Raw genomic sequence first — 12,690 nt, 5'->3', positions numbered from 1 at the left:
GTCCGGTCCGGACCACCTGCTTGGATTATTCCACAGGCGCGGGCCGCGGGGGGCCGCCCGGCCACCTTTGTTGCCGGGCCGGGCGTTAGCGCACCAGTTCCGCATCGCGGGGCGCGGCAGGCTGCCGCACTGCCCTGGTGCGCAGTGCGAGCATGAGCACCGCACCCAGCAGGGCGGGCGCCGCGAAGGCAATGGCGGCTACGGGGACGCCGCCGCCTAAGCCCACCAGCAGTGCGCCGTAGGTTGGGCCTGCGATGGCTCCGATGCGTCCCACAGCAAGTGCCCAGCCAAGGCCGGTGGCGCGGGTGGCGGCAGGGTAGAACTGGGCGATGTAGTCGTTGATCATGTTCTGCGTGCCCAGGCCGCCGAAACCTGCGACGGCGGCGAGCACCGTCATGAGCGCGGCCGGCGGGTTGGCGGACATCAGGAGCAGGGCTGCCGCTGCACTGGCGAACCCCACCACCACCAGCGGCCCGGGCCCGAACTTCTGGCTGGCCACAGATGCCAGGACGGTGCCGACCACGGCACCCACCGAGTAGGCCAGCAGGAATGACACAGAGGATCCGACGCCGAACCCGGCAGTGCGCATGATCTGCGGCAGCCACGTGCTGACGCCAAAGATGGTCAGCAGGCTCAGGAGAGTGATGCCCCACAGCAGGACTGTGGTCTTGCCGGTGCCGTTGGCGAAGAGGGCGCGCGTGGGAGAGACCCGCACGGCTGTGGCCGGGACATCCGTGGTGCGGGGCAGCCCGTAGGCGGCCTCGATGCTGTCGGCCTCTGCGGTGCGGGACCGGGTCCGCAGGAACGACGGTGACTCCGGCAGCAGGAACCAGGCGAAGGGAACGATCAGCAGCCCTGCGGCACCGATCGCGTACACCGGGCGGAAACCACTGGACTCCAGGACAGCGAGGGACGTCAGCGAAGCGGCAACAGTACCCGTTGCCGGCCCGGTCAGCACCGCACCGAGGACCAGTGACTTTTTCCCCGGCGGCGCGAATTCATTGGTGAGGGCTACCGCCGTCGGCAGCAGGCCGCCCACGCCGAAGCAGGCGATGAAGCGGAACGCTGCGAAGAGCTCCCAGCTGGGTGCCATGGCGCAGGCGAGCATGGCCAGCGAGAACAACGCCAGGGCGGACACAAAGATCCGGCGGCGGCCCAGCCGGTCCGTGAGCGTACCCACGATGAGTGAACCGAGCAGCATCCCCACCAGCGCCAACGAGCCCACCGCGCCTGCCGCGGCGGGCGTGACATTGAAGGGCGGCTGCCCGATCAGGGCGGGGAGGGTGGCGCCGTAGACGTAGAGGTCGTAGCCGTCGGCGAGCAGGCCAAGCCAGCACAGCACGAAGATACCGGCCAGGGATTTGCTGGGGGCATTGGAGTTCATCATTGATTCCAATCGGGTCAAGGGACGCTGGCTGTATGCCTGCGGGACGTCCATCAGCTTGGCTTGCTGCAGCAGCCCTGCGAACGGTCTTTTCACTGGGTGAAAAGCCTCTTTGTGGCGGGGCCCACACCGCCCAGGCTTGAAGGACGCAACGGATGGAGGCAGAGATGGCGGGAGCGGGCAGGGCGGCAGCCGCCGCGCCCACAGAGGCCGCCACCGGTCTTCCGGGCACGCCCGTACTGGTGCGGGCTCTGAGCCTGCTTGCCCAGTTTACGGAACAGCGCCGTGCCCTGAATCTGTCCGAACTTTCCCGCCAGGCCGGACTTGCCCCTGCCACGGCCCTGCGGCTGGTGCGGCACCTGACGGAGTGGGGCGCGCTGGAACGCCTCGAGGACGGCCGCTACGTGGTGGGTGTGCGCCTCTGGGAAATTGCCTCGCTCTCGCCGCGGGGCCACGGGGTGCGGCAAATCGCCCTGCCTTACCTTGAGGATCTGTACGAGGTCACCCGGCATCACGTGCTGCTTGCCGTCCGCGAAGGCACGGACGCGGTCCTGATCGATCGGCTCTCTTCCCGGACCGCGACGGAGGTGGCTTACCGGGTTGGCGGACGCATGCCGCTGGGGACCACCGCCGTCGGGCAGGTCCTGCTGGCCCACGCCGCTCCGGAGCTGCTGCAGGAACTGCTTTCGCAGCCGGCGCCCCCAGGGGTGCCGGGCAGTGTTTCGGGTGCCGGGAGTCTCCCGGCGGCCCGGCTTCGCGGTGTCCTGGCAAACGTAAGGCAATCCGGCGTCGCAGTGGTTCGGCGGGACCATCCCTCCCGCACTGTCTCCGTCGCCGCACCCATTCATGGGGCTGCCGGCGATGTAGTGGCTGCATTGTCCATTGTGGTCCCGGATGCCCAGACGCCGGCGCATGAGCTGGTGCCGCTGGTCAGGGCCGCCGCGCGGGCCATCTCGCGAAGCCTCGGCCACCAGGCGAAGGCCAGCGGAGCATGGCGGCACCCGCAGCTCCAGGAGCCGGGCCACCCCCCGGCCTGACACTTGGCGTCCTCCCGGCGCTCGCCAATCCCGCCGGTTTTGAGACCGTTCCGTTATTTGCGTCCCGCCTTTCACCCTTTACGCTTGAGACTACTAAGCATGCTGTCTATTTCGGAGGTTAACCCTGATGCGAAAAGTTTCTGTGCTTGGAGTGGTAACTGCGGCGATGCTGGCCTTGGCCGGCTGTTCGGGAGGAGGCGGCGGAACTGCCAGCCCGTCAGGCACGGCAACGACGTCGGCATCCGCCTCTGCCAGCCAAACCGCCAACGCCAAGGTGTACTCGGAGGACGAGCTCCGCGACCTCATTTCGGGCATGAAGGACGCTGACGGCAACGAACTCAAGCTGTACTCCAAGGAGCAGGTTGACCAGGGCGGAAACATTGCCAACCTGCTCATGAGCACGGCAACCATCGACCCCAAGGACTGCAAGGACATCGCCACCGCCGGCTTGCTGGACAAGGTGGAAAGCGGCGACGTAGCCGTGGCGCTTTCCGAGGGCAACCAGCCGCGCACGCTGTCAGCACAGTCCGGCAGCCAGGGCCCCGACGCCGTCAAGACACTGAGTGACATCAGCGGCAAGATGAACCAGTGCGCCAAATTCTCGGTCTCCGCCCTTGGCCAGAAGTACGACGTTTCCAGCCAGGAGCTGAAGGCGGACACTGACGCTGATGAGACCTTCGCAACCGTCAGCACCCGCAGCGGCGACAACCAGCAGAAGCTGATGCAGGTTTCCGCTGCCCAGGGGCGCCTGTTGGTGGTTGCCACCAAGGGCGGCACCGATCTGGGCGACAAGGACCAGAAGGAGCTTGAGGAGCTCATTAACGACGTGTTGAAGAAGGCCGAAGGCGGCGCAACGTCCAGCCCCACCTCCACCAGCTCGTCCGGTTCTTCCGGCACGTCATCGCCGGGCAGCTCGGCGTCGTCCACTGCCTCGTCCACCTCGTCGGCGACGATGACCTCGGGCAGCGGTTCCTCGTCGTCGGCCTCCCCGACGGCGTCGCGGTAGCGGCACCAACTCCGCAATATTGAAACGGGGCGGGCCAGGACAATTACTGTCCTGGCCCGCCCCGTTCTCTCGTTGCCCGGCGCCCTACTTGGCTTTGCCGCTCAAGCCGACGCTGGCGCTTGTGTTTTCCGGCAACTCGGAGACGACCTCCCGTGTTGGTGCGCCCCGGAACTTCGGTGATGGGTCCTGTCCCGCTGTAAGCCGCTGCAGCTCCTGCCCCTCAAAATCCTCTTCCTTGCCCAGCAGGATCGCAGAGTCGTGGTTGGTGATCTCACCCTTGAAGGCGCGCAGCATGACGCTGCGGTCAAACTGGCCTTCCCACTTCGAGACAACGAAGGTGGCAACACAGTTGCCCAGCAGGTTGACTACGACGCGCATTGAGTCCATGAGCCGGTCTGCGCCAAGGAGCAGTGCCACGCCGGCCACCGGGAAGATACCCAGTGCTGCAGCAGTGGCGGAAAGTGCGAGGAACGAGGAGCCGGGAACTCCCGCCATGCCCTTGGACGTCAGCAGCAGTACGCCAAGGGCGGCCAGCTGTTGGCCAAGGTCAAGGTGGTGGCCGAAGGCCTGGGCCAGGAACAGCAGGGAGATCGAAAGGTAGATCGCGGCCCCATCGAGGTTGAAGGAGTAACCGGTGGGCACCACAAGGCCGGTGGTGGCACGGGAGCAGCCCGCGTTGGTCAGTTTGGTCATGATCCTGGGCATCACCGCTTCGGTTGATGCGGTGCCCAGGGCCAGGAGGAACTCCTCCCGCGTGTACTTCAGGAACTGCCAGAGCGGCACCCGGGCAAACCCCCAGGCCACGACGAACAGCAGGCCGATGAAGACCAAAGCGGCGCCGTAGCAGGCTGCGATCAGGACCGCGTAGGTGCTCAGGGTATCCAGCCCGTACTGGCCGATGATGAATGCCATGGCGCCGAAGGCGCCCAGCGGGGCGACCTTCATGATCCATGCCATGATCTTGAAGATCAGTTCCAGGATGGTTTCCATGACGTTGATGACCGGCAGGCACTTTTCGCGCCCGATCACTACGATGGCAGCACCAAAAAACACTGAGAAGAAGAGCACTTGCAGGAGGCTGTTGCTGGCAAATGCGCCGATGACGCTGGCCGGGATGATGTCCAGAATGAAGGACGCTGCATCCTTGGGTGCCGCGGACCCGGTCTTTGCGTCCAGGTCTGCCTGGGAGAGCGTCGACGGGTCGATGTTCAGGCCGGCTCCGGGCTGGACGATGTTTCCCACAATGAGTCCGAAGACCAGGGCGAACAGGGTTGCTCCCGTGAAGTAGAGCAGGGCCTTTACCCCAACCCTTCCGACCGCCTTGACGTCGCCTACGGCTGAAATTCCGGTAACGATCACCAGGAAGATCAGCGGCGCGATGATCATTTTGATGAGTTTGATGAAGCCATCTCCGAGCGGCCTCAGTTGTGATCCAAGGTCCGGCCAGAAATGCCCGATGAGGACACCTGCCACGACGGCGATCAGAATCTGGAAGAAGAGCGACTTGTACAGCGGCTTCCTCTTCGCGGGCACCGAACTCGCCTTCAGTGCCTCAGGGTTTGGGATCTTCATTGACCTTTGCCTATCAATCGGGAACAGCCCGTTTTCGGGGCCGTTTCCAACGTAATCCTCGTCACACTAATTCCGCAAGAGGAAAACCAAATTCCGCTATGTGGAATGTTAAATAGTGTTTGTGACTGCGACCCCGTCGAGTCGTGAGCGCAACTCGGCCATCAACTGCTGTGCGGGGACGGAGGCGTCCAGCTTCACGAAGCGCGCGTACTCCGGCAGGTCCCGGTATCCCGACTGGAATGCGGCGAGGTCATCAAGGCTCTCTGAGTCAGTGCCCCGGACAATGATGCGGTGGTGCGCCTCGACGGGGTCGATGTCCAGATGGAAGATGGCGTCCGGTTCCGGCAGGCGGGCCAGCAGCCACGGAAGGAACCGGCCGCGTGGCAATCCGTTGGCGGTCCGCAGTGCCAGCTGGCAGTGGAGGTGCCGGTCCATGATTACCAGGCCGTCGAACCGGCTGGCGCGCAGGTGCGATACCAGTACGTTGCCCACCCGGAGGGCGGTTTCGACGGCGTCGGCCAGTTTGGCGGGCAGGCGCACTCCCAGCCTGGCGGACAGCAGGGACATGACCCGCCGGCCCGCGTGGTTGCTCAGGAGCAGCGCACGGCCGCCCTCCGCCCGCACCGACGACGCCAAGGCGCGGGCCGCCGTCGACTTCCCTGATCCGTCGATACCCGTCAGCACAATGATCATCCGGCCTCCTCCCGCCGCCTTGTTCAACGCCGGGGGAGGGCGCAACGTCCCGGGTGAGCTGCAATTCACAGCTGGGGGACAGAGTCCGGGGCGGCAGGTCAAGGAAGTGAACAGCAAAGCGGGCCGCTAGATGCTGACGGGCCGCCTGATGGTGGAAAAGGACCTACATGATGCCGGTGGGTACCAGCAGGGCCCACGCCAGTACCGGTGCCACCAGCACCACGCCGCCTGCGTAGAACATCAGCTGCTTGTAGACGCGCTGCCGGTCGTCGTCGCGGGCGTTGGCCACTACGAGTGCTCCGTCCGTGGAGAAGGGGGATACGTCGACGACGGTGGCTGCGATGGCCAGCGCGGCCACGGTTCCGGAGGCGCTGAGCGAGCTGGTGGCCAGGAGTGGGCCGGCCAGCGGGATGAAAGCGGTCAGCAGGGCGGTGGAGGACGCGAAGGCCGAGCCGACACCGATCACGTAGCAGAGGACCAGGGCGATCAGCAGCGGAGCCCCCAGGGCCAGGGCGTGCTCGGCAAGCGTGTCGATGACGCCCACGTGCTCCAGCAGGGATACGTACGTGATCATGCCTGCCACGAGCAGGACGGTGGACCAGGAGATGCCGCCGATGAAGGTCTTGTGTTCCTTGATGTTGATGAACGCGAGCAGGAGGCCGGCGGAGAGGGCCACGAAGCCGATGGGCATGTGGAAGCCGAGGGTGCACACCAGCATTGCCGCGATCAGCGCCAGCGTCAGGATCTGCTGGCCGTGCGGGCGTCCGGCGGAGGAAGTGTCGATGTCCACGTGCAGCCCGCTGGCACCGTCGCGCAGTTTGCCGATCAGGGCGAACAGGACGATGGTCAGCACCGAGAGGATGAGGTTCAGGGCGAAGCTGGCAATGAACAGGCCGCCCTGGGAAATCGGGAAGTCGTTCTTCAGTGCGATGTTGTGGACCAGCACGCCGGCCACGGACAGCGGGGAGAATCCGCCGGCGTGTGCGCCGTTGATGATGAAGGCGCCCATGACCACGGGGTGGATGCGCGATTCGTAAGCGAACCCGATCGCGGCCGGTGCCAGCAGCGCGATGGCGGCCGGGGAGAACGTTCCGAGCGAGGTCAGCGCGGCGGCGACCAGGAAGAACACCCACGGCAGCAGCATCGTCTTGCCGCGGACAATCCGCACACATCCCTTGACGATGATCTCGACGGTGCCGTTGCGCTGGGCCATGCTGAAGAAGTAGGTGACGCCGATGATGGTGAGGACGATGGTGGCCGGGAACTCCTCGAGGATCTGCTTGTCAGACATCCCGAGCATGAAATAGCCGACGCCGAATGACGCGACGAGTCCCATCACCCCGATGTTCAGCGGCCATTTGGTGGCGACGACGAACATCACCACGAGGATCACCAGCGGGATGATCTGGACAGCGGTCATGGTCGGCTCCGGGTCCGTGGCGGCCGCCTGGTTGAACATGCCGCCGGCAACGAGGGCAATCACACCCAGGATGGCCAGGCCGGCCACCACCCACAGCAGGATACGACGGCGGAGGTTGCCTTCCACTCAACACTGCTGGAAATCGCGCGGGAACGGGCCGGCGACTACCTCCAGACCGTAGGCTGGAAGCCGGTCGGGGGTTCCCCGGCCGGTACAGCAGTTCCCAGGTGAAAGGCAGGACCATGACCGTTTCCAGCGACGATCCCCAGAACACGGCAGACCTCCGCGGGCCGGGCGACCCGGACGGGCCCAAGGACGAAACCAAGGACGACGTCACCAAGGCCCCGCAGTCCGGCCAGCACCTGGAACAGCCGGGAGCATCCAACATCCGCGAGGAACAGCAGGGCCATGCTGCCGGAACGGTCCCGGCATCGTATGTGGGCGGCGAAGAGGCCGACCCGGAACAGAAGCCCGAAGAGGCGCTGGCGGAGCCGGGCGCCTGGGATGACGAAGTCTGACAATGATCACCCGCGCTGACATTGACCAGGCCGCGCAGCGGACAGCGGGCCTTGTCCGCAGGACGCCCGTCCTGCAGGCGGATGCGGGCACCGCCGCCGGCCCGGTCTGGTTCAAATGCGAATTCATGCAGCACACGGGCACGTTCAAGGCTCGGGGCGCGCTGAACCGGATCCTGGCCAGCAAGGAACGGGGTGAACTGCAGGCGGACGTGGGGGTGGTTGTTGCATCCGGCGGGAACGCGGGCCTGGCCAACGCCTATGCGGCGGCCCAGCTCGGGGTGCCTGCAACGGTCTTCGTTCCTGAAGCGGCACCGGCCGTCAAAGTCGGCAAGCTCAGGGCCATCGGTGCCACCGTGGTCCAGGGCGGTTCAGAATACGCGGCCGCCTACCAGGCCGCCATTGCGCACGCAGAGAAGACCGGCGCCATCTACTGCCATGCCTACGACCAGCCGGAAATTGCCGCCGGCGCCGGGACGGTGGGCTCCGAATTGCTGGAACAGGTGCCGGACGTGGACACCGTCCTGGTGGCCGTGGGCGGTGGCGGCCTGATGGCGGGAGTAGCCGCCGCCGTCGAAGGCTTTGCCAAAGTGGTGGCTGTGGAACCGGAAACTGCGCCCACCCTCCACGCCGCCCTGGCGGCAGGGGAACCGGTGGACGTCCCGGTATCGGGCGTCGCCGCGGACTCCCTGGGTGCCCGTAGCGTTGGTGACATCGGCTTCTCCGTCGCGGTCCGCTGCGGCGTCGGGAGCGTCCTGGTCTCCGATGAACAGATCATCGCCGCCCGCTCCGCGCTGTGGAACGACTACCGGATCGTGGTGGAGCACGGTGCCGCAGCCGCCTACGCCGCGCTCGCCTCCGGCGCCTACGTGCCCGGAAAGGACGAACGCGTTGCCGTCATCCTTTGCGGCGCCAACACGGATCCGGCCACGTTCTAGGCCGGAGACAGAGATAGGCCGGAGACAGAGAAAGGACCGGCCGCCTGTCCCGCAGGCGGCCGGTCCCTTCAGAAGATTGTCTAGCCGCCGGCCTGGCCGCAGAACTTGCTGTAGGTGCTGCCGGCTTCCTGGTAGCCCGACTGCAGATCGGCCAGCTTGTCCTTGTCCGGGTTTTCCTTGGCCTGCTCGTCCGTGTACGCCAAGATCGAGGCCAGGGCGGGCTTGAGGTCGTCCGAAGCAACGGCGTGGATGGGTCGGATCTGGTTGGCGAGGTTGTTCATCCCCGTCTTGCCGGCGTTGTTGGCGGGGTTCGACACAACGGCCTGGATCCGCTCGCAGGTTTCAGCGGTGGACAGTTGGTGCGTGGCGGAGCAGGCCGTGGCGGAGGCAACGAGGCCGGCGGCAAACAGGGCTGTGGCGAATTTCTTCATGGGTCCCTCAGTAGTGGTCAGAGGTTTCGATTGTAAGCAGATTGGGTAGGCCGATGCCTTCGCAAGCCCAATACATGCGCTTAAACTGGCAGCACCAATCGTGCGGAGCTTCCGCAGATGGGCCCCGCGCGCATCGACCCAGACTAAGGAACAAGCATGCGCCATCCAGTACGCCACGGTGCCGCCGCAGGGCTCGTGGCCTCTTTTTCATTGCTTCTTCCCACTGCCCTTCCGGCGTCGGCTGCTCCACCGTCCGGGGAGATAGTGCTCGACGGCGCCACCTCCGCCGAAGGCATCGCGGCAGGGGAGGGCAGGACTTTCTATGCAGGGGAACTCACCACGGGCGATATTTTCCGCGGCGACATCCGCAAGGGCACGGCAACCCGCTTCATCGATGCACCGGCAGGCCGCGCCGCCGCCGGGATGAAGGCCGATCCCTGCCACCACCTGCTGTTTGTGGCGGGCGCCAACACCGGCAAGGCATTCGTCTACAACACCGACACGGGCAAGCCGGTTGCCGATATCCGCCTGGCCCAGGGATTCATCAACGACGTCACCCTCACCAGTGACGGGGCCTGGTTCACCAACTCAGCCGCCGCGGAGCTCTACTTCCTGCCGGTCGGCGGGGACGGGGAACTGGGCAAAGTGAAGACCCTCAAGCTCAGTGGCCCGGCGGCGGACGTCAAACAGGGGTTCAACCTCAACGGCATTGCGGCCGTGCGGGACGGCAAAATGCTCATCGTGGCCCACTCCCTCAACGGAGCCCTCTACACGGTGGACCCCAGGACCGGGGATAGCGCTGCGATCAAGGGCGTCAAGGTTCCTTATGTTGACGGCATCCTGGTGCGCGGCGACAACCTTTGGGCCGTCCAGAACCAGCTGAACCAGATAGCGCGCATCGACCTCTCCGGCGACCTGGCTTCCGGCGAGGTACGGGACACGATCAAGAGCAGCGACTTCAATGTGCCTACAACGGTCGCCTTGTTCGGGAATACGCTCGCCGCGGTCAACGCCCAGTTCAACCAGCCGCCCAGCCCGTTCGAAGTGGTGCTGGTACCGGCCTGGAACCGTTAAACACAGAACTGGCTGGCAGTAGGCACTGCCAGCCAGTTGTCGGACGGGACGAATCAGACAGTCCGCGCAGCCTTTTCCAGGTTGTCCTTCAGCTCAACGGCGTTCTGCCTCTTCACGTAGGCAGGACGGTCCCGCTCCACGCGCCAGCTCTCGGACAGCGGCCCCACGTTAACCGTGTCGAAACCGAATTCGTCGTACAGCCGGGTCACCAGGTCCGCGGCTTCCTGGTGGTCGCTGGCGGTGGCCAGGGCGCGCCGGTTTTCCGTGCCGTCCGGAGTTCCGTCCGTGGTGATGTCCTTTGCCATGATGTGGTTGAAGCCCTTGGCCACCTTTGACTGCGGGAGGTGCTCCTGCAGCAGACCGGAGGTGGTGGCTTCGCCGTTGTCCAGGGCGGGGATCCTGCCGTCCCGCTCCCAGTAGTAGTTGTTGGTATCGATCACAATCTTGCCGGCCAGCGGCTCCACCGGGATGTCCTTGTAGTTCTTCAGCGGCACCGTGACCACGGCGAAGTCGCCGGCCGCTGCTGCTTCAGCCGGCGTGGCGGCCCGCGCCCTGGGGCCAAGTTCCGAAACCAGCTCCTGGAGGGTTTCGGGCCCACGGGAGTTGCTGATGACTACGTCGTAGCCCAGCTCCACGGCCTTCCGTGCAACCTGGCTGCCAATATGTCCTGCACCGATGATTCCGATTGTTGTCATATGGGCGGCAACGCAGGTCCCCGCGCAGATATTTCAGCGGCCTGCAGGGAATAAAAAGCCGGTGAGCCGCCTACTTTCCCAGGTACCGGCCCGGCCGGTGGTTCAGGGCGAGGATCAGGTTCAGGAGGGTGGCGCCGGCCGCGGACAGCAGCACCATCAGGGGCGGAACGAGTGCCAGGGCCGCCAGGACGATGGCCACGTCCAGCACCATCTGCACGTACCCTGCGCGCCATTTCAGCTTTTCCTGCAGCAGCAGGGCCAGGATGTTGAAGCCGCCCAGGCTTGACTGGTGCCGGAACAGGATCAGGAGGCCGACGCCGGCGAGCAGGTTTCCGCCCAGCACGCCATACACGGGGTCAATGTGCAGGGACCCCAGGGCCGCCGGGTGCAGGCTGGCCATCACGGACACCAGGGAGATCGCGGCGCCGGTGCGGAGGGCGAAGTTCCAGCCCTTCTTCCACACTGCCAGGGCGAAGAACGGCAGGTTCACTGCGAAGAAGACGACGCCAAACGGCAGTGCGACCGAATAGCTGAGCAGCAGTGCGAGGCCGGCGGTGCCGCCCGTCACGGCCCCGCTCGACTTGAGCAGGAACAGCCCCAGCGACGCCGCGAAGGTGCCGGTCAGGATGCCCAGGACGTCCTCAACCACGGAATGACGGACGGCCGACGGCGGCGCTGAAGGTGCCGCCGTCGGCCCTTCCATGTGCCGGGCTGGGGCAGGGGTTGCGGCAGCCGGTCTTTCTGTTGTGGTGCTCACTGGGCCGCGGCCGCCTCACGCAGGAACCGCCCGCGGTTGGCCAGGACAGCAAGGACCCTGTCGTTGGTGGCCCGGTCCGCCAGCGTGATGCGGACCCCGTCCACGGCGTAGCCGCGCACCAGGATGTCGGCGTCGGCCAACGCGTCCACGAGCTGCACACGCACATCATCGTCGGCACGCAGCCAGTAGAAGTTGGCCTGGCTGTCCGGCACATCCCAGCCATAGTCCCGTAGCGCGCCGATGACCCGGGTGCGTTCCCGGGCCACCGCCTCGGTCCGCTCAAGAATTTCGTCCCCGGCGGCCAGCGAAGCAACCGCGGCCGCCTGCGCCATCCTGTTCACGCCGAAGGGGACGGCCGTCCGGCGGAGGCCCTCAGCAATTTCCGGCCGGGCAATGGCGTACCCGATCCGCAGGCCCGCCAGCCCGTATGCCTTGGAGAAGGTGCGCAGAATGCACAGGTTGGGGTAGCGGCGGTAGAAATCGAGCGAGTCGACGCCTGGTCCACGCTGGAATTCGACGTAGGCCTCGTCCAGTACCACCAGCACCCGCGGCGGAACGGAGCGGAGGAACTCCTCAAGGTCCGCGGGGCTGATGGACACACCCGTGGGGTTGTTGGGTGAGCACAGGATGACCAGGCGAGTGCGGTCCGTGATCGCCGCGGCCATGGAGTGGAGATCGTGCTGCTCGGTGGCCAGCAGCGGCACGGGGACCGAAACGGCGCCCGCCACTGCCACCAGGATGGGGTAGGCCTCGAAGGAGCGCCACGCGTACACCACCTCGTCGCCGTGGCCGCAGACTGCGGAAATGATCTGCTGCAGGACGCCGGAGCTCCCCGGTCCGGCGGCGACTTCCCCGGCGCTGACGCCGAACTGCCTGGCAATGGCGTCCCGCGCCTCCACCGCACCCATGCTTGGGTAACGGTGGATCCTGCCCGCCTCGGCCGACATTGCCTCAATGACGGACGGCAGGGGAGCAAAGTGGCTTTCATTCGAGGCCAGGGCGGCGGTCAGGTCAGACTGCGCGCTCTTGCCGGCCAAGTAGGCGGGAAGTTGGGCGACGGCGGTACGGACCTCGGGTGCCTGGGTTTCGGGAAGGGTGCTGGTCATGGAGAGCATGCTCCCGGAGCGCAGGACGTTTGCGCAACACAACTGTGTGCAGGAGGACAGAT

The 12,690-nt window shown here is 65.9% G+C and carries 13 protein-coding genes; 5 read left to right on the top strand and 8 right to left on the bottom strand.

Translation table 11 applies throughout. From position 1 onward, the window contains the following. Positions 1-85 precede the first annotated feature (85 nt). Positions 86-1,480 (bottom strand): MFS transporter, encoded by a 1,395-nt coding sequence (locus tag ACEN9K_RS19405; protein WP_235509804.1) that lies wholly within the window; start codon positions 1,478-1,480, stop codon positions 86-88. Between the two features lie 59 nt (positions 1,481-1,539). Here ACEN9K_RS19405 and ACEN9K_RS19400 point away from each other — a divergent pair, with 59 nt between their 5' ends. Together ACEN9K_RS19400 and ACEN9K_RS19395 are read left to right on the top strand one after the other, a co-directional pair. Beyond that, positions 1,540-2,421 (top strand): IclR family transcriptional regulator, encoded by an 882-nt coding sequence (locus ACEN9K_RS19400; protein ID WP_082581751.1) that lies wholly within the window; start codon positions 1,540-1,542, stop codon positions 2,419-2,421. A 127-nt stretch (positions 2,422-2,548) separates the two neighbouring features. Next, a complete protein-coding gene (locus ACEN9K_RS19395) occupies positions 2,549-3,427 on the top strand; it encodes a hypothetical protein (protein WP_495634887.1) in 879 nt (292 codons plus the stop codon). A gap of 84 nt (positions 3,428-3,511) precedes the next feature. On the opposite strand, the gene ACEN9K_RS19390 is transcribed toward ACEN9K_RS19395, so the two are convergent. From ACEN9K_RS19390 to ACEN9K_RS19380, 3 genes are all read right to left on the bottom strand, one after another. Further along, positions 3,512-4,999, bottom strand: coding sequence for a C4-dicarboxylate transporter DctA (locus ACEN9K_RS19390; RefSeq protein WP_018770716.1), 1,488 nt, complete (start codon positions 4,997-4,999; stop codon positions 3,512-3,514). A 108-nt stretch (positions 5,000-5,107) separates the two neighbouring features. Beyond that, complete coding sequence (locus ACEN9K_RS19385; RefSeq protein ID WP_056391648.1) at positions 5,108-5,692, bottom strand: dTMP kinase; 585 nt, start codon at positions 5,690-5,692, stop codon at positions 5,108-5,110. Positions 5,693-5,855: 163 nt separating this feature from the next. Beyond that, on the bottom strand, positions 5,856-7,238 hold the full coding sequence (locus ACEN9K_RS19380) for an SLC13 family permease (RefSeq protein WP_495634886.1): 1,383 nt from the start codon (positions 7,236-7,238) through the stop codon (positions 5,856-5,858). Between the two features lie 116 nt (positions 7,239-7,354). Between ACEN9K_RS19380 and ACEN9K_RS19375 the strand changes: the two genes are divergently transcribed. Further along, positions 7,355-7,630 carry a hypothetical protein gene (locus tag ACEN9K_RS19375; protein WP_495634885.1) on the top strand — a complete coding sequence of 92 codons (276 nt, stop codon included), beginning with the start codon at positions 7,355-7,357 and terminating at the stop codon, positions 7,628-7,630. A gap of 2 nt (positions 7,631-7,632) precedes the next feature. Beyond that, the gene (locus ACEN9K_RS19370; protein ID WP_495634884.1) at positions 7,633-8,565 is read left to right on the top strand and encodes a threonine/serine dehydratase; all 933 of its coding nucleotides are present in this window, start codon (positions 7,633-7,635) and stop codon (positions 8,563-8,565) included. Between the two features lie 80 nt (positions 8,566-8,645). Here the strand turns inward: ACEN9K_RS19370 and ACEN9K_RS19365 are convergent, their stop codons facing one another. After that, positions 8,646-8,996, bottom strand: coding sequence for a hypothetical protein (locus ACEN9K_RS19365; RefSeq protein ID WP_018770711.1), 351 nt, complete (start codon positions 8,994-8,996; stop codon positions 8,646-8,648). A 156-nt stretch (positions 8,997-9,152) separates the two neighbouring features. On the opposite strand from ACEN9K_RS19365, the gene ACEN9K_RS19360 reads away from it, so the two are divergent. After that, positions 9,153-10,070, top strand: a complete 918-nt coding sequence (locus tag ACEN9K_RS19360; protein WP_488315553.1) for an SMP-30/gluconolactonase/LRE family protein — start codon at positions 9,153-9,155, stop codon at positions 10,068-10,070. A gap of 53 nt (positions 10,071-10,123) precedes the next feature. Here ACEN9K_RS19360 and ACEN9K_RS19355 read toward each other — a convergent pair whose 3' ends face one another. The 3 genes from ACEN9K_RS19355 to hisC all read right to left on the bottom strand — a co-directional run bounded on the left by ACEN9K_RS19355 (position 10,124) and on the right by hisC (position 12,637). Continuing rightward, the gene (locus ACEN9K_RS19355) at positions 10,124-10,765 is read right to left on the bottom strand and encodes an NADPH-dependent F420 reductase (protein ID WP_495634883.1); all 642 of its coding nucleotides are present in this window, start codon (positions 10,763-10,765) and stop codon (positions 10,124-10,126) included. Positions 10,766-10,835: 70 nt separating this feature from the next. Continuing rightward, the gene (locus ACEN9K_RS19350; RefSeq protein ID WP_495635728.1) at positions 10,836-11,468 is read right to left on the bottom strand and encodes a YitT family protein; all 633 of its coding nucleotides are present in this window, start codon (positions 11,466-11,468) and stop codon (positions 10,836-10,838) included. 50 nt (positions 11,469-11,518) lie between these two features. Beyond that, entirely contained in the window at positions 11,519-12,637 is a 1,119-nt protein-coding gene (gene hisC / locus ACEN9K_RS19345) for a histidinol-phosphate transaminase (RefSeq protein WP_495634882.1), read from the bottom strand. Between the last annotated feature and the right edge of the window lie 53 nt (positions 12,638-12,690).

It is taken from the genome of Pseudarthrobacter sp. Pseusp20 (assembly GCF_059492155.1).
This window is presented reverse-complemented; position numbering and strand designations above follow the sequence as displayed.